The 24933-nt window shown below is 72.0% G+C and carries 18 protein-coding genes; 11 read left to right on the top strand and 7 right to left on the bottom strand.

Annotated features, from left to right (window positions below; genetic code table 11):
- Positions 1-23 precede the first annotated feature (23 nt).
- The 4 genes from ACFC09_RS03865 (at position 24) to ACFC09_RS03850 (ending at position 3425) form a co-directional block, all read left to right on the top strand.
- A complete protein-coding gene (locus ACFC09_RS03865) occupies positions 24-1667 on the top strand; it encodes a glycosyltransferase family 2 protein (protein WP_376524099.1) in 1644 nt (547 codons plus the stop codon).
- On the top strand, positions 1664-2650 hold the full coding sequence (gene galE / locus ACFC09_RS03860) for a UDP-glucose 4-epimerase GalE (RefSeq protein WP_376523719.1): 987 nt from the start codon (positions 1664-1666) through the stop codon (positions 2648-2650). Before ACFC09_RS03865 ends, galE begins: the two co-directional genes overlap by 4 nt.
- 137 nt (positions 2651-2787) lie before the next feature.
- Positions 2788-3009, top strand: coding sequence for a type II toxin-antitoxin system VapB family antitoxin (locus tag ACFC09_RS03855; protein ID WP_376523717.1), 222 nt, complete (start codon positions 2788-2790; stop codon positions 3007-3009).
- Complete coding sequence (locus ACFC09_RS03850; protein WP_376523715.1) at positions 3006-3425, top strand: PIN domain-containing protein; 420 nt, start codon at positions 3006-3008, stop codon at positions 3423-3425. The genes ACFC09_RS03855 and ACFC09_RS03850 overlap by 4 nt, the downstream gene beginning before the upstream one ends.
- A gap of 24 nt (positions 3426-3449) precedes the next feature.
- On the opposite strand, the gene ACFC09_RS03845 is transcribed toward ACFC09_RS03850, so the two are convergent.
- Positions 3450-4076, bottom strand: coding sequence for a TetR/AcrR family transcriptional regulator (locus tag ACFC09_RS03845; RefSeq protein WP_376523713.1), 627 nt, complete (start codon positions 4074-4076; stop codon positions 3450-3452).
- A gap of 187 nt (positions 4077-4263) precedes the next feature.
- On the opposite strand from ACFC09_RS03845, the gene ACFC09_RS03840 reads away from it, so the two are divergent.
- From ACFC09_RS03840 to ACFC09_RS03825, 4 genes are all read left to right on the top strand, one after another.
- Complete coding sequence (locus ACFC09_RS03840; protein ID WP_376523710.1) at positions 4264-5178, top strand: ABC transporter permease; 915 nt, start codon at positions 4264-4266, stop codon at positions 5176-5178.
- A complete protein-coding gene (locus ACFC09_RS03835) occupies positions 5171-6052 on the top strand; it encodes an ABC transporter ATP-binding protein (protein WP_376523709.1) in 882 nt (293 codons plus the stop codon). The genes ACFC09_RS03840 and ACFC09_RS03835 overlap by 8 nt, the downstream gene beginning before the upstream one ends.
- Before the next feature lie 101 nt (positions 6053-6153).
- Positions 6154-8349 (top strand): CDP-glycerol glycerophosphotransferase family protein, encoded by a 2196-nt coding sequence (locus ACFC09_RS03830; protein WP_376523707.1) that lies wholly within the window; start codon positions 6154-6156, stop codon positions 8347-8349.
- Positions 8346-10010, top strand: a complete 1665-nt coding sequence (locus ACFC09_RS03825) for a glycosyltransferase (RefSeq protein WP_376523704.1) — start codon at positions 8346-8348, stop codon at positions 10008-10010. The genes ACFC09_RS03830 and ACFC09_RS03825 overlap by 4 nt, the downstream gene beginning before the upstream one ends.
- Before the next feature lie 188 nt (positions 10011-10198).
- Here ACFC09_RS03825 and ACFC09_RS03820 read toward each other — a convergent pair whose 3' ends face one another.
- From ACFC09_RS03820 to ACFC09_RS03810, 3 genes are all read right to left on the bottom strand, one after another.
- Positions 10199-11683, bottom strand: a complete 1485-nt coding sequence (locus ACFC09_RS03820; protein WP_376523702.1) for a hypothetical protein — start codon at positions 11681-11683, stop codon at positions 10199-10201.
- Positions 11664-12053: a GtrA family protein gene (locus ACFC09_RS03815; protein WP_376523700.1), complete on the bottom strand. Its 390-nt coding sequence runs from the start codon at positions 12051-12053 to the stop codon at positions 11664-11666. The genes ACFC09_RS03820 and ACFC09_RS03815 overlap by 20 nt, the downstream gene beginning before the upstream one ends.
- Before the next feature lie 254 nt (positions 12054-12307).
- Complete coding sequence (locus ACFC09_RS03810; protein WP_376523698.1) at positions 12308-17251, bottom strand: NAD-glutamate dehydrogenase; 4944 nt, start codon at positions 17249-17251, stop codon at positions 12308-12310.
- 873 nt (positions 17252-18124) lie between these two features.
- Here ACFC09_RS03810 and ACFC09_RS03805 point away from each other — a divergent pair.
- On the top strand, positions 18125-18691 hold the full coding sequence (locus ACFC09_RS03805) for a DJ-1/PfpI family protein (protein WP_376523695.1): 567 nt from the start codon (positions 18125-18127) through the stop codon (positions 18689-18691).
- Positions 18692-18847: 156 nt separating this feature from the next.
- Here the strand turns inward: ACFC09_RS03805 and ACFC09_RS03800 are convergent, their stop codons facing one another.
- Both ACFC09_RS03800 and ACFC09_RS03795 read right to left on the bottom strand, forming a co-directional pair.
- Entirely contained in the window at positions 18848-19513 is a 666-nt protein-coding gene (locus ACFC09_RS03800; RefSeq protein WP_376523692.1) for an HAD family hydrolase, read from the bottom strand.
- Positions 19514-19578: 65 nt separating this feature from the next.
- A complete protein-coding gene (locus ACFC09_RS03795; protein ID WP_376523689.1) occupies positions 19579-20094 on the bottom strand; it encodes a DUF6912 family protein in 516 nt (171 codons plus the stop codon).
- A gap of 340 nt (positions 20095-20434) precedes the next feature.
- Here ACFC09_RS03795 and ACFC09_RS03790 point away from each other — a divergent pair, with 340 nt between their 5' ends.
- Positions 20435-21064: an Rv3235 family protein gene (locus ACFC09_RS03790; protein ID WP_376523687.1), complete on the top strand. Its 630-nt coding sequence runs from the start codon at positions 20435-20437 to the stop codon at positions 21062-21064.
- Between the two features lie 91 nt (positions 21065-21155).
- Here the strand turns inward: ACFC09_RS03790 and secA are convergent, their stop codons facing one another.
- The gene (secA, locus tag ACFC09_RS03785; protein WP_376523685.1) at positions 21156-23978 is read right to left on the bottom strand and encodes a preprotein translocase subunit SecA; all 2823 of its coding nucleotides are present in this window, start codon (positions 23976-23978) and stop codon (positions 21156-21158) included.
- A 246-nt stretch (positions 23979-24224) separates the two neighbouring features.
- On the opposite strand from secA, the gene ACFC09_RS03780 reads away from it, so the two are divergent.
- The gene (locus ACFC09_RS03780) at positions 24225-24794 is read left to right on the top strand and encodes a GNAT family N-acetyltransferase (protein WP_376523682.1); all 570 of its coding nucleotides are present in this window, start codon (positions 24225-24227) and stop codon (positions 24792-24794) included.
- Positions 24795-24933: the final 139 nt, after the last annotated feature.

Genomic DNA, 24933 nt, shown 5'->3' with positions numbered 1-24933 from the left:
CCTCCTGACGGGAGCGCACGGACATTCCCACGACACCGAAGCCGCCGGCGGCGAGCGTCGTCGTCATCGGTCACAACGACGCCGCCCATGTCGCGGAAGCGGTCCGCTCGGCACTCGCCCAGGGACCCGCCGTACGGCAGGTGGTCGCCGTGGACGACGGCTCCACGGACCGCAGCCCGAAGGTGCTGGCGCGGCTGGCCGCCGGCGAGCCACGGCTGACGGTGCTGCGCCGGGCGGCCAACAGCGGGGGCTGCGGCAGCCCGCGCAACGACGGCCTGGCCGCGGTGACGTCCCCGTACGTGATGTTCCTGGACAGCGACGACGTACTGCCCGCCGGCGCGGTGGCCGCGCTGCTCGCCGCGGCGGCCCGGACGGGCGCCGAGGTGGCGGCCGGCCGGTGCGTGCGCCGCGAACTGCCGTCGGGCCGCGAACACCCCTGGCAGCCGGACCTGTACGCGGCGCACGCCGTCGTGGCGCACCCCGCCCGGCGCCCGCGTCTCGTCCACGACACGCTCTGCGTCAACAAGCTCTACCGCACCGGTTTCCTGCACGAGCACGGCATCCGCTTCCCCGAAGGGCCCTTCCGCTACGAGGACTTCGTCTTCACCGCGCGCGTGCTGGCCGCCGCGCCGCGCGTCGCCCTGGTGCCCGAGACGGTGTACGTGTGGCAGGTGCGCCGCGCCGCCGACCGGCTCTCGCTCTCCCTCGACCGGGCGGACATCGGCAACTGGCGGGCCCGCACCCGGGCCTGCGCGCTGGCCCACGCCATCCTGCTGGGCGCCGGGCACAAGGAGCTGGCGCGCGCGGCACGGGCCAAGTTCCTCGACCACGACCTGCGGATGTACGCGCGCGAGCTGGCGTTGCGCGACGCGTCGTACCGGCGCGCGTGGTGGGCGCACACCCGGGCGTACCTGGAGCAGTACGACGTGGCCGACTTCGAGGTCGACCCGGCCGCGCCCGGCCCGCTGCTGGCGCGGGTCGTCCTGGCCTCCCCCGGGCCGCGCGACCTGGGCCGCCTCGGGGAACTCGCCGCCCGCCCGGCCCGGCTGTGCCCGCCCTACGCCCGCACCCCGGACGGCACCCCCGTCTGGTCCGAGGACCTGCCCCGGGTCACCCTCGCCCCGCTGCTGACCCGCCCGGTCCGGCTCCTGCCGCTCGCCGTCGACGCGGAACTGCGCCCACGCGCGCGTGCCACCCGGCTGCGGCTGCGCCTGCACGAGCTGTACGGGCGGGTGGCGCGGGCGGACCCCACGGAGGTGGCGACGGAGTGGCGGTCCCGGGCGGACGGGCACCCGGTGCAGCGCCGTACCGCCGCCCTCACGGCCGCCGCCGACGGCACCTGGTCGGCCGCCGTCTCCGTCGACCTGGACGCGCTGGGCGGGCCGGGCGCGGGCACCTGGGATCTGCGACTGCGGGTCCGCTTCGCCGACGGCGCGCACCGCGACCTGACCGCGCACGCCGTCAAGGGCGCCGGACGGCTGCGCCGCCGTGCCCTGCCGAGCGCCCGGCACGGACTGCTGCTCGTCCACCCGTACGCCACCCACTCCGGCGCGCTGGCGCTGCGGGTGGCGCCCGGAGTCCGCGGCGCCGTGCCCGTGATCGGCGCACGGCTGCGCCGCCTGCTTCACTGGAGGCGTTCCGACCGAGGAGGGGACTACCGCAGATGACCTGGCTGATCACCGGAGGCGCCGGCTACATCGGGGCGCACGTCGTACGGGCGATGACCGAGGCGGGAGAGCGGACGGTGGCCTACGACGACCTGTCCACCGGCCGTTCCGCGCGGCTGCCGGAGGGGGTCCCGCTGGTCGTGGGCTCCGTCCTGGACGGCGACCTGGTGGCGCGCACCCTGTCCGAGCACGCCGTCACCGGTGTCGTCCATCTGGCGGCCAAGAAGCAGGTGGGCGAGTCGGTGGCGCGTCCGCTGCACTACTACCGGGAGAACGTCGAGGGCCTGCGGGTCCTGCTGGAGGCGGTGACGGCGGCCGGGGTCCCGTCGTTCGTGTTCTCGTCCTCCGCGGCCGTGTACGGCATGCCCGCCGGGGCCGGGGACGACGCCCTGGTGACGGAGGAGACGCCGTGCGCGCCGATGTCCCCGTACGGCGAGACCAAGCTGGCCGGCGAGTGGCTGGTGCGCGCGACGGGCCGGGCGACGGGGCTGTCGACGGCGTCGCTGCGCTACTTCAACGTGGCGGGCGCGGCGGCCCCCGAACTGGCGGACACCGGTGTCTTCAACCTGGTCCCGATGGTCTTCGAGAAGCTCACCGAGGGCGCGGCGCCGCGCGTCTTCGGGGACGACTACCCGACGCCGGACGGCACCTGTGTGCGCGACTACATCCACGTGGTGGACCTGGCCGAGGCGCATGTGGCCGCGGCCCACGCCCTGCGGGCCGCGCCCGGCCGTGCGCTGACCCTCAACATCGGCCGCGGGGAGGGCGTCTCGGTGCGCGAGATGATCGACCGGATCAACGCCGTCACCGGTCACGACCGCCCGCCGGTGCTCGCCCCGCGCCGCCCCGGCGACCCGGCCCGGGTCGTGGCCTGCGCGGACCGCGCCGCCGCGGAACTCGGCTGGAAGGCCCGGCACGACGTCGAGTCCATGCTCACCTCGGCCTGGGCAGGTTGGCAGCACCACCATCCGGACGGGCGCTGAGGCCGACGGGCCGGAGGGGCCGGAGGGGCCGGAGGGGCCGGAGGGGCCGGAGGGGCACCGCGGCGGGACCGTGCGCGGGGGCACACACGGCCCCGAATGTTTATACTGGCTGTTGTCTTTGAATAAAGGGGTCCAGTATGAGTGTGACGACGATCGACCTCGACGACGACGCACTGGAAAAGGCCATGCGCGTGGCCGGCGGAGGCACCAAGAAAGACGTGGTCAACGCCGCGCTTCGCGAGTACGCCGAACGCCACGAGCGGGCCGCTCTCGTCGCCAAGCATTTCCGAGCCGCCCAGGAGTGGGACTACGAGGGGTGGCAGCGCCTGCGCGCCGAGGACAAGCGGGACGCGGGTTGATCCACTATCTGCTCGACTCCTCGGCTCTGTGGCGCCTCCAGCGTGAGGAACATCTGAGGGACGCCTGGCTGGAGACAACCGTCCTTCGGGCCATGGGTTCGTGCGCCCCCCAGCGGGCCGAGTTCCGACGCTCGGCCCGCAACGCTGCCGAGTACGAATCCATGGGTGAGATGTTCACGGACCTCTACCCGGACGTGCCGCTCCCCAAGAGGCTCTGGGACTGGGTCGACGCCGCCCAGTACACCCTTGCCGGGAACGGGGCCGTCAGCGCGGCGAGCCCGTTGGACCTCATGATCTGCGCGACCGCCGCACACCACGGACTGATCGTGCTGCACGACGACGCCGACTTCGTGACCATGGCGCGCTTCCTGCCCGACGTCAGCGAACGCAGCGTCCGCAGCGTCCCGGAAAGGTAGACCGGCCCGGCGCCCGCGCCCGGTTCACAGCGCCCGCAGGGCCTCGGTGGTCGCCCGCGTCAAGGACGCCAGATACCCCTTCGGGAGCTTCGGGCCGCGGATGACCACCGAGCGCCAGTACAGGGGGCCGGAGATCAGGTCGAGGGCCAGTTGGCGGTCGGCTCCGGCCCGGATCTCGCCCCGCTTCTCGGCCGCCGCGAGGATCGTGCTGGCGACGCCCTCCTGCCCGTCGCGCAGGGCCTTCTGCATGGCCTCGGCGATGTCCGGGTTGCGCGCGGCCTCGGCCTGGAGGTCCGGGATGACCTGGGAGGCGACGGGATGGCGCAGTGCGCGCGAGGTCACCTCGTACAGCAGCCGCAGGTCGCCCTCCAGGCTGCCGGTGTCGGGCGTGGGCAGGCCCATCACCGCGAGCGCGGAGACGACGTCGAGGACCAGGTGCAGCTTGGACCGCCAGCGGCGGTAGACGGCGGTCTTGCCGACACCGGCGCGGCGCGCGATGCCCTCGATGGACATCCGGGCGTAGCCGACGGACGCGAGTTCCGCGAAGACGGCGGCGCGGATGGCCTCGGTCACGTCCTCCCTCAGGACGGCCGCCCCGGCGGGGGGCCGTCGGCGGGGCCGCGCGCCGGGCTCGTCGGCATTCGTCGTCATGCCGTCCAGCATAGGGCGTTACGACGAAACGGTTGCGTTCCGACGTCAACTCGGCTTACGCTCCCGTTGCGACGATACGGTCCCGTCCCGACGTAAGAGAACGTGAAGAGACGTACGGGGAAACACGGAGAGACGGACCACCGGCCGGACGCACGCACCCCCCTCCCCCCGAGCGAAAGCAGCGGATGTGAGCCAGGTCCTCCACACACCGCCCCCGACGACCGCCCCGGCCGACGACGACCTGGCGGCGCTCGCCGCCCGGCACGGGCTCACGGTCAGCGGTGCCCGACCCACCCTGCCCGAGTACGTCCGCGAGCTGTGGGACCGGCGCCACTTCATCACCGCCTTCTCCACCGCCAAGCTCACCGCGCAGTACAGCCAGGCGAAGCTCGGCCAGGTCTGGCAGGTCATGACCCCGCTGCTGAACGCGGCGGTCTACTACTTCATCTTCGGTGTGCTGCTCGGCACCAAGCACGGCGTGCCCGACTACATCCCGTTCCTGGTCACGGGCGTGTTCGTGTGGACGTTCACACAGAGTTCGATCATGGCGGGCACCCGGGCGATCTCCGGCAACCTCGGCCTGGTGCGCGCCCTGCACTTCCCGCGGGCCGCGCTGCCGATCTCCTTCTGCCTCCAGCAGCTCCAGCAGCTGCTGTTCTCGATGGCCGCGCTGGTCGTCATCCTGCTGTGCTTCGGCGTCCCGGTCTCCGTCTCCTGGCTGCTGGCGATCCCGGCCCTGGTCCTCCAGTTCACGTTCAACGCCGGCGTCTCGATGATCATGGCCCGGATGGGCGCGAAGACCCCGGACATCGCCCAGCTGATGCCGTTCGTCCTGCGCACCTGGATGTACGTGTCCGGCGTGATGTGGAGCATCGACCGGCTGACCAGCAAGGACGACCTGCCGCACGCGGTGACGGTCGCGCTGGAGACCAACCCCGCCGCCGTCTACATCGACCTCATGCGGTTCGCGCTGATCGACAGCTTCCACGCGAGCCAGCTGCCCCCGCACGTGTGGGCGGCGGCGATCGGCTGGGCCCTGCTCGCGGGCGTCGGCGGCTTCATCTACTTCTGGAAGGCTGAGGAGACGTACGGCCGTGGCTGAGAACCTGAACGACACGAACATCCCCACCGTCGTCGCCGACCGCGTCGACATCGTCTACCGGGTCAACGGCACCGGCGCCGGCCGCGGCACCGCGACCGCCGCCCTCAACCGGATGCTGCGCCGCAAGAACGCCGAGAAGGCGGCCGGCGTGCGCAGGGTGCACGCGGTCAAGAGCGTCTCGTTCGTCGCGTACAAGGGCGAGGCCGTCGGCCTCATCGGCACCAACGGCTCCGGCAAGTCGACGCTGCTGAAGGCCGTCGCGGGCCTGCTCCCGGTAGAGAACGGCCACATCTACACCGACGGCCAGCCCTCCCTCCTCGGGGTCAACGCGGCCCTGATGGGCGACCTGACCGGCGAGCGCAACGTCTACCTCGGCGGCCTCGCCATGGGCATGACCCGCGAGCAGATCAAGGAGCGCTACCAGGACATCGTCGACTTCTCCGGCATCAACGAGAAGGGCGACTTCATCACCCTGCCCATGCGGACGTACTCCTCGGGCATGGGCGCCCGGCTGCGCTTCTCCATCGCCGCCGCCAAGGACCACGACGTCCTGCTGATCGACGAGGCCCTGGCGACCGGCGACCGGTCCTTCCAGAAGCGCTCCGAGGCCCGCATCCGCGAGCTGCGCAAGAGCGCGGGCACGGTGTTCCTGGTCAGCCACAACAACAAGTCGATCCGCGACACCTGCGAGCGGGTCCTGTGGCTGGAGCGCGGCGAGCTGCGCATGGACGGGCCGACGGAGGACGTCATGAAGGAATACGAGGCGTTCACCGGCGACAAGAAGCCGGCCAGGCCCGCGCCGAAGCCGCAGCCGAAGGCGTCCGTGCCGCCGCAGGACAAGCCCAAGGACACGAAGGTCGCCCAGCCCTCCTGACCCACGACCGGCGCAACCCGGGCCGCCCCATTCCTCCGGTCGGTGACACCATGACCTGAAGAGGTGCGGCCTGGAGACGACGAGGCGAAGGAGTCCACGCGATGCCCGAGCTGAGCATCATCGTCCACGGGCCCGACACCCAGGGGCACCTGACGGAACTGCTCGACTCCCTCGCCGCCCGCCCCCTGCCGGACACCGAGGTGATCGTGGCCGCGGTCGGCGACTGGGCCCGCGAGACGGCCGAGGAGCACGCCGCCCGCGCGGTGGTGCTGCCCCTGCCGGACGGCACGGGCGACGCGGCGGCCCGGTCGGCGGGGGCCGCGCGGGCGACCGGCCGCTGGCTGCACTTCGTACCGGCCGCGGACGGCCTGCCCGCGGGCGCCCCGCGTCTGGTCGCCGAACGCGCCGCGGAACTGCCCGACACCGTGGACGTGCTGCTCCTCGACCACACCTCCAGCACCTGGCGGACCAGCGGCGTCCGCTCCGCCGACGGCCCGCTGCTGGCCCGCGCCGGCCGCGCCGAGCCGGCCCTCGACACCGCCCCGGACCTGCTGCGGCTCGCCCCGCTGCTCGGCAACCGCGTCCTGCGCGCCGCCTTCTGGCGGGCCCACCAGGACCGGCTCGCCGCGGGCGACGAGGCGTTCACCGCGCTCGCCGCCCTCCTGCACGCCCACCGCGTCGCCTGTCTGAACCAGGTCGGGTACGACAGCCGCCCACCGCGCCCCGAGAGCCTGCCGCCGGTCACCGCCGAGCGGCGCTACGCCCTCGTCGACCGCTACGAAACCCTCCTCGCGCTCGTGAAGGACCGCCCCGCCGTCCGCGCGGTCCTCTACGACGTCATGGTCCGCGACCTGCTGCGCACCTTCGCCCGGGAGGACATGCCCGACCAGGTGGCCCGTGAGTTCTTCCGCCGGGCCTCCCTCGCGGCGGTCCGCCACCGCCCCGCGGGACACCGCCGTCCCGGCGGGCTCGACGGCGTCCGCCACGGCCTGCTCGAAGAGGGCGCGTACACCAGGTACCGCGCCTTGCAGGCCGCGGGCCGCACCCGCCGGGCGGCCGGATCGGCGGCACGCACCGGCAAGCGCCGGCTGGGTACGAAGGTCCGCGACCAGCAGTACCGCCGGGCCCTCGGCCGCCGGGTGGACCCCGACCTCGCCGTCTTCTCCGCCTACTGGAACCGCGGGGTCGCCTGCAACCCGGCCGCCGTCGCCGCCGAACTGGCCCGCCGCGCCCCCTGGATCCACCCGGTGTGGGTGGTGACGAAGGACAACGCCCCGCTGCTGCCGCCCGGCACCGACCACGTGCTCCCCGGCACCCGCCGCTACTGGGAGGTGCTGGCCACCGCCAAGTACCTGACCAGCAACGTCAACTTCCCCGACGCGGTGGTCAAACGCCCGGACGCGATCCATCTCCAGACCCACCACGGCACCCCGCTCAAGCGGATGGGCCTGGACCAGACGCGGTATCCGACCGCCGCCCGCGGCATGGACTTCGCCAAGCTGCTGGCCCGCGTCGACAAGTGGGACTACAGCGTCTCCGCCAACAGCCACTCCACCCGCAGGTGGCAGCACGCCTACCCGTCCCGCTACACCTCCCTCGACTACGGCTATCCGCGCAACGACGTCTACTACCGCGCAGGCGCCGCCGAGGTCCGCGCGGTCCGCGACCGCCTGGGCATCGCCCCGGGCCGCACCGCCGTCCTGTACGCCCCCACCCACCGCGACTACGAGGCCGGCTGGACCCCCCGCCTCGACCTCGCCGCCCTCGCCGACCGGCTCGGCGAGAACACGGTGCTGCTGGTGCGCGCCCACTACTTCTACGGCACGGCCGCCACCGCCCTGACCGGCCTGCGCCGCACCGGCCGGATCATCGACGTCTCGTCGTACACCCCCGTCGAGGACCTGTGCCTCGCCGCCGACGCCCTGGTCACGGACTACTCGTCGATCATGTTCGACTACGCCAACCTCGACCGCCCGATCGTGATCTACGCCGACGACTGGGAGACGTACGCGAGAACCCGGGGCGTGTACTTCGACCTGCCGGCCGAGGCGCCGGGCCAGGTCGCCCGCACCCAGGAGGACCTGGCCGAGGTGTTCGCCTCGGGCGCCTGGCGGGACGAGGCCGCGGCGAAGGCACGCGCCGTCTTCCGGCGCCGGTTCTGCGAGTTCGACGACGGGCACGCCGCCGAACGCGTCGTACGCCGGGTGTTCCTCGGCGAGAACGACCAGGCGCTGCCCCCGGTGGTCCCGCCGGCCGACCGCACCCCGGCACCGAGCCCCGAGGAGGCCACGGCATGACCCCCGACGTCACGGTGACGGTGATCGTCCACAACGACGCGGCACGGCTCCCGAGAGCGGTGGCGTCCCTGCGCCGGCAGACCCACCGGAACATCGAGATCATCATCAGCGACGACCACTCCACCGACGAGACCCCGTTCGTGGCCCGTGCGCTGGCCGCGCAGGACGACCGCGTCCGCTGTCTGCGGCTGGCCCGCAACAGCGGCGGTTGCAGCGCCCCGCGCAACCGGGCCCTGGAGACCGCCCGAGCGCCCTACCTGATGTTCCTCGACAGCGACGACGAACTCCCGGCGACCGCCGTCGGGTCGCTGCTCGCCGCGCACCGCGAACGCGAGGTCGACTTCACGATGGGCGCGGTGCGCCGGATACGCGCGGACGACGGCCGCCGCTCGACCTGGATGCCGCACCTGGTCGCCGAACGCCGCACGCTGGCCGGCATCGAGGACGACCCGCGCCTCTTCTTCGAGCACCTGTCCACGAGCAAGATGTACGCCCGCACCTTCCTGGACCGCCACGACCTGCGCTTCCCCGAAGGCATCCACTACGAGGACCAGTTGTTCACCGCGCAGGCGTACTGCCTGGCGAAGGCGTTCACCATCATCCCGGAGCCGGTGTACCACTGGTACATAGCCCCGTACGCGACAGCCGACGCGGCGTCCATCTCCAATCAGCGGGACCGGCTGGACAACGTCCGCGACCGCATCCACGTGCAGCGGCTGATCGACGCCTTCCTGACCGACAGCGGGCACGCGGCGCTGCGGGAGGACAAGGACTACAAGTTCCTCAAGCACGACTTCCGGCTGTACGCCGGTGACCTGCCCTACCGGGACGAGGAATGGCTGCGGGCCTTCGCGCAGCTCACCGTCCCGTACGTCTCGGCGCTCGCCCCCGGCGCGTTCGCCCGGCTGCCCCGCCCGGAACGGGTGGTGCTCCAACTGGTCCGCGAGGGGCGGCTGGCCGAGGCGCAACTGGCCGCGCGCGGTCTGGGGCACGGGGTGGCGCCGCGGCGCGTGACGACGGACGCGGCGGGCGGCGGCACCTACTGGGGCGAGCGGATCCCGTCCACCGGCTGGGCCCGGCGCGAACTGGAGGTGACCGACCTGGAGCTGGCCACCCACCCGTTCCCGAGCGCCCGGCTCCGCCACGAGATAACCGAGTTGACGCCCGGAGCGGGCGCCTGTCTGAACCTGCGGATCCGTACCTACGACCCCGGGCTACGGCTGCCGGTCGGCCCGCAGCGGGCCGCGCTGCTGCTGACTCCGGGCCGGCGCCGGCTCACGGTCCCCTTCCGGCTCACCCCGGTCCGTCCGGGCGTCTTCGAGGGCCGGGTCCGGCTCGACCTGGCGACGGCCCCGGTCCCGCTGCACGGCTTCGCCGGCGTCCGCCACCCGGTGCTGCGCATCGAACACCAGGGCACGGCCAACGCGTCCGTGCTCCTGGCCCCCCTGTCCTTCCCCGCGCTGACCACGCGCGTCGGCTACCGCTCCGGCGCCGCCCCGCACGTCCTCACGGTCGAGCCGGAGGGCCGCAATCCGGGCCGGTTGCAGATCCGCTGGCGGCCGGCGGGCGTGACGGCCCGGCTGACCCGGCCGCTGGCACGAGGGCTGGCCCGCCCGGCCGTACGCCGGGCGACCCGGCTCCTGGCAAGCCCGCGGCGCTGACACCCGCCCGGCTCCACGCACCCGCCCGGCTCCACGCACCCGCCCGCGCCTCGACCCGGGCCGCGCCACCGGCACTCGGGCCCGGCCCCGGCACCCGCCGACACCCGGGCCCGGCCCACCGCCGCCCACCGCCTGTCATCCCGCCCACCGCTGGTCCGGGGCTCCCGTCACACCCCCGCCGCTCAAGCTCAGCGCACCGCGTACAGCACCTGTCCGCCCGGCCCGTCGGCCACCTTCCGCAGGCCCGGGTCCGGTGCGTCGCCCGCCCGGTCCACCACCCAGCGCACCCCGTACTCCCGGGCGATCCCGCGCCGCTCGCCGACCGGGGTCCCGGCGGCGAAGTACCGGCGCACCGCCGCGTCCCGCCGGCCCTCGTCCGGCAGGAACACATCGGGGTAGCCGGGCGCGACCGTGTACGGCCCGTACGCCGGGATCTGCCGGGCCGGGAAGGTGCGCGCCATGACCACGTCCCCGTACTTCACCCACGGGGTGATCCACCGGTATCCCGTCCAGGGCGCCCGGTACTTCGCGGCGACCGCCCCGGGCAGCGCCGCCCGCCCGACCACGTAGCCCAAGGTCCCCGCCTGCGTCCAGGCCCCCGCCAGCAGGGCGGCGCCGAGCACGCACGCCCACGCCGTCCGCACGGACCGCCGTCCGGCCGAGACGACTTCGAGCGCCGCCGCGAGCTGTGCCGGGATCAGCGCGGCGGGCAGCGCCCGGCCCCACGAGTAGTGCCCGCTCACCCCGCCCGCCGCGAACACCGCCGCCCCCAGCACGAAGAAGACCACCAACGGGTCCCGCCGGTCCCGCCGCAGGCGCAGCCCCAGCGCCACCACCCCGAGCAACACCAGCCCGAACCGGCCGAGCAGATCCCGGTACAGCGGCCGGTGCACGGCCTCCAGACCGGCCCCGGCGAAGAACAGCGCGTAGAAGTCGTAGTACGGCCACGCCCACAGCACCACGAGCCCCAGCAGCACGGCCGCGCCGAGCCTCGGCAGCACCTCCCGCGCGGGCCGCGCCGCGACGACGGTGGCGAGCGCGCCGAGCGAGGCCACCACCCCCGAGAACTGATGGACCAGCAGGATCACCGCCCACAGCGCCCCGAGCCCCAGCCACGCCCCCCAGCCGGCGCCCCGGCGCAGCGCCCGGCCCAGCAACGCCCAGAAGTGGAAGGCCAGCCCGAGCGCGAACACGCTCGGATACGACACCGTCAGCGCGAGCGAGTTCAGCCCGAGGAAGCCACTCCACTCGAACAGCAGCGGCCCCCACAGGAACAGCAGGCACAGCAGTGCCACGGCGGGCGCCACCGGCCGGTCGCTCAGCGTGCGGACGTACCGCCACACGCCCGTCACCAGCAGCGCGAGCCCGGCGAGCGCGCCGACGCGCAGCACGACGAACACCGACGGACCGGTGACCTTGGCGACGATGCCCAGCACCAGCATCCACGGCGAGTAGTAGGGGCTCGGGGTGTCCGCGTCGACCAGCGGACTGCCGGGGTGCGGCAGGCTGTGCCGCAGCCGTTGCAAGGTCGCCGCGTGCATGCCGAGATCGCCCGCCCAGGGCAGGCGGACGATCACCAGGAGCAGGAGGGCCAGGACGAGCGCGACGGCGGCCGGCGCGACGGCCCGGCCGACTGCCGCCGCAGCGCCGCCGCTAGGCCGCGCGACGCGCATCCTGCTGGAACACCCAGGTGCGGTAGACGAGGAAACGGAAGACGGAGGCGAGGACGATCGACAGCGCTTTGACGGCATTCGATTCCAGCGGGCTGTGCAGTCCGAGACCGTGATATCCGAGCCAGAACAGGCCGCTTTCCATGACCACGCCGAGCCCGCTGAAGACGAAGAACAGTACGATTTGCCGACGGGTGCGCCGCTCCCGGTCGCGATAGGTGAAATAGCGGAAGCCGACGTAATTCGTGGCCATGGCGACACAGCTGGCCAGCACCGTCGCGATCATCGCCGGCCAACCGAGCCCATGCAGCAGCAGGTTGAAGACCAGCAGATTCACCAGGACACCGCTGCCGCCGACGATCCCGAACTTCACGACTTCGAGGACGACGCGTGCGACCGGCCGGGACCGGGTGGGGGCGGCCTCCGCCGGACGCGTTCCGGTGAGATGAGCGAGGTTCGCTGTCACACCGCAGACCATATCCGAAACGCCCCGATTAGCAGGAAACGGTAAATTCACCGGACGGTTTTGACCAGACGACGGAAAGAAAGCGGGCGCCCCGCGCCGTTTCCGGCCCGGGACGCCCGGTGCGCCGTACGGCGGCGGCTTTCCGGCCGCCGCGCCGCGTCCTACGAATGCGAGCGCAGCAGCGTCCGCATCGTCCGCATCGCCACCGACAGGTTGGCGAGGTCGAAGGAGTCCGAACCGCGGATCTCCTCCAGGGTGGTGCGGGCCCGGCTCAGGATCGCCGTGTTCTTCTCCTCCCACGCCTTGAACCGCTCCTCGGGCGTCGCGCCCGCCTCACCGACGGCCAGCACCTCCGCGGTCAGCTCGGCGTGGGTCGAGTACAGGTCCTCGCGGATGGAGGCGCGGGCCATGGACTGCCAGCGGTCGGCGCGGGGCAGCTCGATGATCCGGTCCATCAGCTCGGTGATGGCGAGCCGGTCGGCGAGGTCGTAGTACACGTCGGCGACCTCCAGCGGATCCCGGCCCATGCGGTCGGCGACCGAGACGATGTCGAGCGTCGGGAACGCGGCGGAGAACCCGGCCACCGGCGTGGCCAGTTCGCCCGGGACGCCCGCGCCGGTCAGCTCGTCGTAGATGTGCTGGTACCACTCCAGGTCCGCGCCGCGCAGCAGGTTCGGCAGCTGCTGCCAGACCTTCCCGGCCCGCTCGGCGAAGAACTCGACGGTCTCGGCGAGCTGGAGCGGCTGCGGCCGGTTGTTCAGCAGCCAGCGCGTGCCGCGCTCGACCAGACGGCGCGAGTGCAGCCGGATCCGGGTCTGCACGGCCGCCTCGACCTTGTTGTCCAGATCCTCCACCGCGTCCCACACAAGCGCCGACCGGAAGATCGTGCGGGCCGCGGTCTGCGCCCGGACGATCTCCTCCAGCGAGGCGCCGGTCTCCTCCCGCAGCCGGTGCAGATAGGTCGTACCGCCCGTGTTGACCGTGTCGTTGACCAGCACGGTCGTGGTGATCTCACGGCGCAGCGGGTGACTGTCGATCCGCTCGGGGAACCGCTCGCGCAGCGCCTTCGGGAAGTAGGTGTCCAGCAGGCCACGCAGATACGGGTCGTCCGGCAGCGAGGTGCGCAGCAGCTCCTCGGCGACCGTGATCTTCGTGTACGCCAGCAGGACCGCGGTCTCCGGGCCGGTCAGCCCCTGTCCCTGGGCCAGCCGTTCACGGATCTGACGGTCGGTGGGCAGGAACTCCAGCGCTCGGTCGAGATGGCCCGCGCGCACCAGGTGGCGGATGAACCGCTGCTGGGCGTTGAGCATGTCCTTGGACTGGGCCAGCGCGTTGCCGATCGCCGTGTTCTGCGCGTAGTTGTTGCGCAGCACCAGGGCGCCGACCTCGTCGGTCATCTCGGCGAGCAGCTTGTTGCGCTGCTTGACGGTCATGTCGCCGTCCGTGACCGAGCCGTTGAGCAGGATCTTGATGTTGACCTCGTGGTCCGAGGTGTCCACGCCCGCGCTGTTGTCGATCGCGTCGTTGTTGATCTTGCCGCCCTGGGTGGCGAACTCGATCCGGCCCAGCTGGGTCAGGCCCAGGTTGCCGCCCTCGCCGACCACCTTGACCCGCAGGTCCCTGCCGTCCACCCGGATGGCGTCGTTGGCCTTGTCGCCGACGTTCGCGTCGGTCTCGCTGCTCGCCTTGACGTACGTCCCGATGCCGCCGTTCCACAACAGGTCGACCGGCGCCTTCAGGACCGCCTTCATCAGGTCGGCCGGGGTCAGCTTGACCACGCCGGGCTCGATGCCGAGGGCCTCGCGGATGTGCGCGCCCACCGGGATCGACTTGGCGGTGCGCGGGAAGACCCCGCCGCCCGCCGACAGCAGCCCGGTGTCGTAGTCGGCCCAGCTGGAGCGGGGCAGCTCGAACAGCCGGCGGCGCTCGGCGTAGGAGGCGGCGGCGTCCGGTTCCGGGTCGATGAAGATGTGCCGATGGTCGAAGGCGGCGACCAGGCGGATGTGTTCGCTCAGCAGCATGCCGTTGCCGAACACGTCACCGGACATGTCGCCGATGCCGACGACCGTGAAGTCCTCGGCCTGCGTGTCCACGTCCAGCTCGCGGAAGTGTCGTTTCACCGACTCCCAGGCGCCGCGCGCGGTGATGCCCATGCCCTTGTGGTCGTAGCCCGCGCTGCCGCCGGAGGCGAAGGCGTCGCCGAGCCAGAAGTTGTACGACTGGGCGACCTCGTTGGCGATGTCGGAGAACGTCGCGGTGCCCTTGTCGGCCGCCACCACCAGATAGGTGTCGTCCTCGTCGTGGCGCACCACGTCCGGCGGGGGCACGACCGCGCCCGCGACCATGTTGTCGGTGATGTCGAGCAGCGCCGAGATGAACGTCTGGTAGCTGGCGACGCCCTCGGCCAGCCACGCGTCCCGGTCCGCGCTCGGATCGGGCAGCTGCTTGGCGACGAAGCCGCCCTTGGCGCCCACCGGCACGATCACGGTGTTCTTCACCATCTGCGCCTTGACCAGGCCGAGGATCTCCGTGCGGAAGTCCTCACGCCGGTCGGACCAGCGCAGACCGCCGCGCGCGACCTTGCCGAAGCGCAGGTGGACGCCCTCCACCCGCGGCGAGTACACCCAGATCTCGTACGCCGGGCGCGGCGCCGGCAGGTCCGGGATGGCCTGCGGGTCGAACTTCATGGACACGTAGTCGTGCGGCCGGCCCCGGGAGGCGTCCTGGAAGAAGTTCGTCCGCAGTGTCGCCTTGATGACGGTGAGGAAGGAGCGCAGGATGCGGTCCTCGTCGAGGCTGGCGACCTGGTCGAGGGCGGCCTCGACCTCTTCGAGCAGGGCGTCGACGAGTTCGTGCCCGGCCCGCTGGCGCTCGGGCGCCATCCGGGCCTCGAAGAGGGAGACGAGCAGCCGGGTGGTGTGGACGTTCGTCCGGAGGGTGTCCTCCATGTAGTCCTGGCTGAAGGTGGACCCGGCCTGCCGCAGGTACTTGGCGTACGCGCGCAGCACCATCGCCTGCCGCCAGGTCAGTCCGGCGCCGAGCACGAGGGCGTTGAAGCCGTCGTTCTCCGCCTTGCCGGTCCAGGTCGCGGCGAACGCCTCCTGGAAGCGCTCACGGCCGTCGTCGCCCAGGTAGTCGCCGTTGCCGCCGCCCAGCGACTTGGGGATGCGCAGGCCGAAGTCGTAGATCCAGGAGGTCGTCCGGTCCGCGCAGCGCAGCTCGTACGGCCGCTCGTCGATCACCTCCACGCCGAGCCGGTTGAGGACCGGCAGCACCGCGGACAGCGAGATCGCGGCGCCATGGCGGTAGATCTTGAAGCGGCGTTCGTCGGGGGCGGCGCCCACCGGCTCGTACAGGCTGAGCGCGAAGTCCTTGCCCGCCTCCTCGTCGAGCCGCTCCAGGTGGACCAGGTCGGCGACGGCCGCGCGCGGGGTGTGGTCGGCCTTGTAGCCCTCGGGGAAGGCGTTGGTGTAGCGGCGCAGCAGTCCGGCGGCGCGTTCCTCGCCGCACTCCGCGGTCAGTGCCTCGGCGAATCCGTCGGCCCAGGAGCGGGCGGCCTCGACCAGCCGGGCCTCGATGCGCTCCCGGTCCGTGTCGGACAGCTCGGGCAGCTCGGTGCCGGGTGCGACCCGGACGACGAAGTGCAGCCGGGAGAGGACGGATTCGGTGTTCCAGGCGGTGAAGTCGACGCTGGTGCCGCCCAGTTCCTCCTTGAGGATGTCGATGATCCGCAGCCGGACGCCGGTGGTGTAGCGGTCCCGGGGGAGGTAGACGAGGGCGGAGTAATAGCGTCCGTACTCGTCCTGCCGCAGGTACAGCCGCAGCCGCCGGCGCTCCTGGAGGTACAGCACGGAGGTGGCGATGGAGCGCAGTTCGTCCACGCGCGTCTGGAACAGCTCGTCGCGCGGGTAGGTCTCCAGGATCTGGAGCAGGTCACGGCCGTCGTGGCTGTCGGGTGAGAACCCGGCGCCCTTGAGCACCTGGGCCACCTTGCGCCGGATCACGGGCACGCGGCGCACGGACTCGGTGTACGCGGCCGAGGAGAACAGCCCGAGGAAGCGGCGCTCGCCGACGACGTTTCCGTCCTTGTCGAACTTCTTGACGCCGACGTAGTCGAGGTACGACGGCCGGTGCACGGTGGCCCGGCTGTTGGCCTTGGTCAGCACCAGCAGCTTGTGCTCACGGGCCTTGGCCCGCGCGTCGGTCGGAAGCCGCTCGAACGAGGGGCTGACGGGGTGGCTGTCCTCACCGGAGTGCTGCGGGTCGGAACGCAGGATGCCGAGGCCGGTGCCGGGCACGGCGGCCAACGAGTCGTCCCCGTACAGCTGGTACTCGCGGAAGCCGAGGAAGGTGAAGTGATCGGCGGACAGCCAGCGCAGCAGCTCGCGGGCCTCCTCCACGTCCGGCCGGGGCAGATCGGCCGGGAGCGGCTCGTCGGCCAGCCCCTCGGCGATGCGCAGCGCCGCGTCCCGCATCTTCTCCCAGTCCTCGACGGCCTCGCGGACGTCGGACAGGACGCGCAGCAGATCGGCGGTGATCTGCTTCAGATCGGCGCGGTCGGTCTCGCGGTCGATCTCCACGTGGATGAAGGACTCGATGTGCGCGTCGTGCGGGAGGTCGCCGCCGGTGTACGGGCCGGGCAGCACCTCGATGAGCTTCCCGGTGAGGTCCCGCCGGACGACGAACTGCGGGTGGATGACGACGTGGATGCCGCGCCCCTGACGGCTCAGCTCATTGGTGACGGAGTCGACGAGGAAGGGCATGTCGTCGGTGACGACTTCCACGACGGTGTGGCTGCAGGTCCACCCGTTCTCCTCCACGGTCGGGGTGTGCACCCGGACGTTGGCCGTGCCCTGGGGACGGGTCTCGGCGAGTCGGTAGTGGGAGAACGCGGCTCCGAAGACGTCGACCGGGTCACGGTCGCCGAGGTCCTCCGGTGCGGTGTGCAGGTAGTAGCGCTGGAGGAACGCGAGCACGGACTCGTGGTCCGTCGTGCCCTCGTCCGTCGTCCCGGTCGGTAGGTACCCCCCGACCGGGCTGTTCTCAGCTACCCGGGCGGCCCGTTCGAGCAGCTCGGCCTTGGCTTCGTCCAGCTTGGTCTGCATTGTCCTCTGGCTCCTGTCGCGCGCCGTTGCGTGACGTAGAAGGAAGTACGGTCTCCTCCCCTCCGGCGTAACGCCACGGCCCGGGGTGTCCGGTTCGCTTCGACGCTATGCCGCGAGGTGAGATGAGCGGGGTGATTTTCGCCAATGTCCACGCGCTCGACGGGTGTGACGCTGCTCTCCGCGGCGACCTGACCCGGGATGCGCGTGGCGCTTCGGGGCTCCTTGCGCCCCGGCTCCGCCCACAAGGACCAGCGACCGCCACCCGGACACGGATGTCCTCCGTGCTCACCGGGCGCAGGGCAGGGGCAGCGACTGCGCCCCCGCGAACTATCGCGCTGATCACGACCCAAGGCTATCGCTCCTCACCCAGGGCCCGTCATGAGCCGTATGTGTACAAATCCGGGGGGCGAACTTTGACGTTCTGCACAGCCCCGAACCGGCCACACCAGCCATGACCACGACAGGACACGGCGACACCGCCATGCCCCGGCACGGCGACACGGCGACACGGCGACACCGCCGCGGGCCGACATGACCGTGGTCCGGCACGGCCGCGGGCCGACGCCGCTACGACCCGGCACGACGACACGGGGCGGCGGCCCGAGCCCGCGGTGGAGTCCGGGGGCAGGATGGATGCGGAGGCGGACGCGGTCCGCGGCGTGGTGCGGGAGCCGAGGCGGGAGCCGACCGCACGCAGGCCCGCGGACGAAACGCCCGCCCACGGCCGGAACAGAAACCCGCGGCGGGTGAAAGTGGCGCAACCCCTTGCCCGCGCGGCAGGCTGGATCCACGTTGACCAGGAACAGCGCGCCAGCGACCACGGAGAGCGCACCGCCCACGGGACCGGTGCACACCCGAGAGGAGCCGCCCGCCATGCCCCCGAAGATCCTCATCGTGACCGGCGACGCAGCGGAGTCACTGGAGGTCATGTACCCCTACCAGCGCCTCCGCGAGGAGGGCTACGACGTCGACATCGCCGCCCCCACCCGCAAGAAGCTCCAGTTCGTCGTCCACGACTTCGAACCCGGCTTCGACACCTACACCGAGAAGCCCGGCTACACCTGGCCCGCCGACCTGGCCTTCGCCGAGGTCGACCCCGGCCAGTACGCGGCCCTGGTGATCCCCGGCGGCCGGGCGCCCGAATACCTCCGCAACGATCCCGAACTCCGCAAGATCCTCAAATCGTTCTTCGACGCGGACAAGCCGGTCGCCCAGATCTGCCACGGTCCCCTGCTGACGGCCGCGATCGACAGCCTCCGCGGCCGGCGCGTCACGGCCTACCCCGCCCTGGAACTCGACATGCAGTCCGCCGGGGCCGTCTTCCAGGACGCCGAGACCGTCGTGGACGGCACACTGGTCTCCGCCCGCGCCTGGCCGGACCACTCCCGCTGGATGCGGGAGTTCCTGACCGTGCTGCGCTCGAAGGCCCCGGTGACCTGAGCCCCGCCCGCGGTCCACGGGACGGCGACCCCGGACCCACGGGCCCACGGACTGCCGGTCCCGGGGCCCGGGAAGCGCGTCCCGCCCCCGGATCCGCGGACGCCGGTCCCCGGCGCCCGGTTCCCCGGCTCGGCTCGGGCTTCGGGACCGGCCCGGTCAGGCCGCCGGCCGTTCCGCTTCCGCCACGGCCTCGGCCAGCGTGTCCACCACGGGCACGCCCACCTCCTCCAGGCTGGCCCGGCTGTGCGAACCCCCGGTGTAGAGCACGGCCCGCGCCCCCACGTGCCGTGCCGCCACCGCGTCGTCGGCGGCGTCCCCGATCACCACCGTGCACGCGGGCTCCACACCGGTGAGCGCCTCCAGGTGCCGGACCATGTGCTCGGCCTTGCTGCCCCCGGACGGGCCGGTGCGGCCCTCGACGCGTATGAAGTGCGTCTCGATGCCGAACCCGCGGACCAGCGGTACCAGTTCCTCATGGCCGTACATGCTCAACAGCGACTGGCTGCGGCCCGCCGACCGCCAGCCCGCCAGCAGGTCCGCCGCCCCCTCGGTGAGCGAGCACCGCGTCCGGTGCTCGCTGTAGTACTGGTGGAAGACCACATCCATGACCTGCCACTCCGCCTCGGTGGGCAGCCGTCCCATCAGCCGCTCGTAGAACTTCGGCACCGGCACGCAGTACATCGCCCGGTACTGCTCCAGTGTGATCGGCTCAAGGCCCAGCTCGGCGGAGGCGGCGTTCGTCGCCCCGATGATCGCCTCGTTGTCGTGGAACAGCGTGCCGTTCCAGTCCCAGACGATGTGTGTGCTCCCGTGCGTCCCCATGCCGAAAAACGTACCGCGCGCCACTGACAATCAGCTGAACGCCAGGTCACCCCCGGTCACCGTGGTCAGGAGAGCCCCACCAGAGCGGGAATCTCCTGGGTCGCGTACCAGAGCAGCTCGTGGTCCTCGGCCCCGTCCACGACGAACTGCGCGTCGTCGTCCCCGTCGTCCGCCGCCGGGAGCGCCGTGACCGCCGCGGCCACGTCCGCCTCCGCGTCGGCCGCGTCGACGTGCACCGCCGCCGCCTTGGCCAGCGGCACCGGCCCGGTCACCCGCACCTCGCCCAGGGCCGCCGGATCGAGCCCGCGGTCCGGGTCGGGCATGGCGGTGCCGTCGGGCACGTCCACGGCGACCACGACCCGGCGCCGCCCGGCCCCCGGCTCCCCCGCCGCCAGTTGTCGCAGCGAGGCCAGCGCGGCGCGGCTGAGCGCCGCGTACTCCAGTTCCTCGATGTCGTCGGAGAGGTACCACTCGCGCAGCGCGGGCGTCACGGCGTACGCGACGAACGGTCCGCTGCCCAGTTCACCCGTCCTGTGCGCCTCGGCGAGACCGGGGAGGGTCAGGGGGACGTAGACGCGCATGGCCGGCCGCTCTTTTCGTGGTGGACGCTCCGCTGGGGCACCGAGGAGGGCGGTCCCGCGCCTCCCGGAGCGCCTTCAGGATACGTGGGGGTCACCGTCCGGGTCCCCTTTCGGGTCCCCGTCGGGGCCCGCGAACGCGTCCACCCGGTGCCCGTCGGATCACCCGGCGCCACCCCGTCACTGCTGGGTCTCCACCCCCTCGATCACCCGGATAGGTGAATTCCGCGGGCCCTCGCCGCGGGCCCGCGGCGCCTTGCCCGTACCGGCCGGGGCCCCGTACAAGATCCCCAGCAGCAAGTTACCGCCCGGTATCCACCGGGCCCGCCGAACGGGGAGCCCCATGAACAAGGTCATGACCAGGACCGCCCAGCGCCGCCCCGGCACCCGCCCGCCAGGCCGCCACGACTCCCGCCGCCCCGGCACCGCCCCGCCCCGCACCCCCTCGCCCCGCGCAGCGACCGCCGGCACCGCGGCCACCCGCACCCCGGCCGGCCGCGCCGCGACGCCGCACGCCCCGACTCCCGCGGTCCCTGCCGCCCCCGCCCCCGCCCCTGTCGCCTCCGTCCCTGTCGCCCCCGCCCCAGCCGTTCCCGGCCCGCCCACGAGCCGTACGACGCCCGTCCCGGCCACTCCCCCGCGCCCCACCGATCTCTTCGCAGACCGGCTCCTGGCCGTGCTGAGCGGCCAGCGCCCCGTCCACTGGATGCTCCGGCACACCGCGGGCCGCGCCTACGACGAGCTGGCCCGGCTCGCGGAGCGCGGTCAGCTGCGCACCCGCGGCACCCGCCCGGTCGTCCGGGACATCGGCTATTACGTCCCTCGCCGGGGCGCCATCGAGGCGTTCGCGCGCATCGGCGCCGGCGACCAGCTGCGCGCCATGGCCTTCCGTCTGGAGCGGGGCCCCGACCTGCGCTGGCGCTGCACGGCGGTGGAACTGGGCGGCCCCCGCGCCCCGCACACCGACGGCTGAGCACTCCGCCTCCGCAAACGCCGGAGGGCCGGTCCGCCCAAGCTGGGTGGACCGGCCCTCCGGACCGGACGCTACGGCGTTCCGGGCGCCGTCACTTCTTGCGGCGTCGGCCGCCCTTAGCCTGGCGGCGGCGCTCCGCACGGGTCAGACCGTCGGACTCGGAGCGCACCCGCTCGTCGTCGTCATAGGTGAAGTCGCCCTCGACGATGCCGCCCTCGCCGTCCACCGTCGCCGCGGAGAAGTGCAGGTCCCGTCGCTGCGGCGCGTCGAGGCCCTTGGCGCGGATCTCGGGACGGGAGCCCGCCTGCGCCGGCACCGCGTCCTGGACGCCGCCGCCCTCTTCCTCCGGCTGGGCGTCCTCGACCGGGACCTCCTCGACCTGCTGCTCGACCTGGACCTCCAGGTTGAACAGATAGCCGACGGACTCCTCCTTGATGCCGTCCATCATCGCGGTGAACATGTCGAAGCCCTCGCGCTGGTACTCGACCAGCGGGTCCTTCTGCGCCATCGCGCGCAGGCCGATGCCCTCCTGGAGGTAGTCCATCTCGTAGAGGTGCTCGCGCCACTTGCGGTCGAGGACCGACAGCACGACCCGGCGCTCCAGCTCGCGCATGATCTCGGAGCCGAGCTGCTCCTCACGCGACTCGTACTGCTCGTTGATGTCGTCCTTGATGGACTCGATGATGAACTCGGCGGTCAGCCCGGCCCGGTCGCCGGCCGCCTCCTCCAGCTCGTCGACGGTGACCTTCACCGGGTAGAGCTGCTTGAAGGCGCCCCACAGCCGGTCCAGGTCCCAGTCCTCGGGGAAGCCCTCGGCGGTCTCCGCGCCGACGTAGGCCGCGATCGTGTCGTCCATGAAGTGCTGCACCTGCTCGCGCAGGTCCTCGCCCTCCAGGACGCGGCGCCGCTCGCCGTAGATGACCTCGCGCTGGCGGTTGAGGACCTCGTCGTACTTCAGGACGTTCTTACGGGTCTCGAAGTTCTGCGTCTCGACCTGCGACTGGGCGGACGCGATCGCGCGCGTGACCATCTTGTTCTCGATCGGCACGTCGTCGGGCACGTTCGCCATCGACATCACGCGCTCGACCATCTGGGCCTTGAACAGGCGCATCAGGTCGTCACCGAGCGACAGGTAGAAGCGGGACTCGCCCGGGTCGCCCTGTCGGCCGCTGCGTCCGCGCAGCTGGTTGTCGATGCGGCGCGACTCGTGCCGCTCGGTGCCCAGCACATAGAGGCCGCCGGTCTCCTCGACCTCGTCCTTCTCCGCCTTGACGGCCTCCTCGGCCTTGGCCAGGGCGGTGGGCAGCGCCGCGGCCCACTCCTCGATGTGCTCCTCGGGGTCGAGGCCGCGCTGCCGCAGCTCCGCCTCGGCCAGGTCCGCGGGGTTGCCGCCGAGCTTGATGTCCGTGCCACGGCCGGCCATGTTGGTGGCCACGGTGACGGCGCCCTTGCGGCCGGCCTGGGCGACGATGATGGCCTCGCGGTCGTGCTGCTTCGCGTTCAGCACCTCGTGCTGGATGCCGCGCTTGCTGAGCTGCTGCGAGAGGTACTCGGACTTCTCGACCGAGGTGGTGCCGACCAGGATCGGCTGGCCCTTCTCGTGCTTCTCGGCGATGTCGTCGACGACCGCCTCGAACTTGGCGACCTCGGTGCGGTAGATCAGGTCCGACTGGTCCTTGCGGATCATCGGCTTGTTGGTCGGGATCGGCACCACGCCGAGCTTGTAGATCTGGTGGAACTCGGCGGCCTCGGTCATCGCCGTACCGGTCATGCCGGACAGCTTCTCGTAGAGGCGGAAGAAGTTCTGCAGGGTGATCGTGGCGAGCGTCTGGTTCTCGTCCTTGATGTCCACCCCTTCCTTCGCCTCGATCGCCTGGTGCATGCCCTCGTTGTAGCGGCGGCCGGCGAGGATACGGCCGGTGTGCTCGTCGACGATCATGACCTCGCCGTCGATGACGACGTAGTCCTTGTCGTTCTTGAACAGTTCCTTGGCCTTGATGGCGTTGTTCAGGTAGCCCACCAGCGGGGTGTTCACCGACTCGTAGAGGTTGTCGATGCCCAGCCAGTCCTCGACCTTGGTGACCCCGGACTCGTGGATGGCGACCGTGCGCTTCTTCTCGTCGACGTCGTAGTCGCCGGTCTCCTCGACGCCCTTGAGGGGGTTGCCCGCCTCGCCGCGCTTGAGGCGCGTGACCAGCTTGGCGAAGTCGCTGTACCACTTGGTGGCCTGGTCGGCGGGGCCGGAGATGATCAGCGGCGTACGGGCCTCGTCCACGAGGATGGAGTCGACCTCGTCGACGATGGCGTAGTTGTGGCCGCGCTGGACCAGCTCGTCCTTGGACCACGCCATGTTGTCGCGCAGGTAGTCGAAGCCGAACTCGTTGTTCGTGCCGTACGTGATGTCGGAGAGGTACTGCTCGCGGCGCTCGGCCGGCGTCATGCTCGCCAGGATGCAGCCGACGGACAGGCCCAGGAACTTGTGGACGCGGCCCATCATCTCGGAGTCGCGCTCGGCCAGGTAGTCGTTGACCGTGACGATGTGGACGCCGTCCGCGGAGAGGGCGTTGAGGTACGCGGGCAGGGTGCCGACGAGCGTCTTGCCCTCACCGGTCTTCATCTCGGCCACGTAGCCGAGGTGGAGGGCGGCGCCACCCATGATCTGCACGTCGTAGTGCCGCTGGCCGAGGACGCGCTTGGCGGCCTCACGCACGGTGGCGAACGCCTCGGGAAGCAGGTCGTCCAGGCTCTCCCCGTCGGCATACCGCTGCTTGTACTCATCGGTGAGGGCCCGCAGCTCGGCGTCGGAGAGGTCGACGAAGTCCTCTTCGATGGAGTTGACCTGGTCCGCGATGCGGTGCAGCTTGCGCAGGATCTTGCCTTCGCCTGCACGCATGATCTTCGTGAGGACGGACACTGGGTTGGTCTCCTTGCCGGTCGGGCCTGGGACGGTCGGTTTCCATTTGAACTGAGCAACGGCCATCGTATGCGAGGACCCCGTCGAGCCGGGAGCCCTGTCGTGGGGCAACGCCTTCAATTAGGAACAACGGTCGGAGGTCGTGGATGGTGCCGTACCCGGTCAGTGAATTGCGCGAATTGTGATCACGCGCTCACGCACCGCAAACCGATGGCTTTCGGCGGGCCCCGCGACCAGAATCACCCGATGGACCCCGTCACCCTCACCACCGCCCGCCTGCTGCTGCGCACCGTCGGACCGCGGGACAACGACGCCGTCCACGCCGCCGCGCAGGACCCCGACATCCAGCGCTGGACCACGATCCCCTCGCCGTACCTCCCCGAGCACGCCCGCGGCTTCACGGAGCAGCAGGTCCCCGAGGGCTGGGCGACCGGTTCCATGTACACCTTCGGTGTCTTCCTCCCCGCCGGTGACCTGGTGGGGATGCTCGGTCTGACCATGCGGTCCCTGGGCACGACCGAGATCGGCTTCTGGGCGAGCAGGGAACACCGGGGCCGCGGCTACATCACCGAGGCCACCGCCGCCGTCGCCCGCTGGGCCTTCACCGACCTCCACGTCGACCGTGTCGAATGGCGCGCCGAGGTCGGCAACCACGCCTCCCGCGCGGTGGCCGAACGCACCGGCTTCACCGTCGAGGGCACCCTGCGCTCCGCGATCAACAACAAGGGCGTACGCCGCGACTGCTGGGTGGGCTCGCTGCTGCCCTCGGACCTGGGCCTGCCGTCGACGGCGCCGTACCTGCCGACGCGGGACTGATCCGCCGACGCGACCGCGGCGGGCGGCCCACAGCCGTGGCGATGACCCGTGGCGCAGGCACGGCGATGACGCGCAGCACAGCAACGCAGCCGGGGCGACGATGCGCAGGCGTGGCGACGATGCGCAGGCGTGGCGACGG

This window comes from Streptomyces sp. NPDC056161 (assembly GCF_042268025.1).
Lineage (GTDB): Bacteria > Actinomycetota > Actinomycetes > Streptomycetales > Streptomycetaceae > Streptomyces.
Note: the sequence above shows the minus strand (reverse complement) of the source record. Positions and strands in the feature narration are given on the sequence as shown.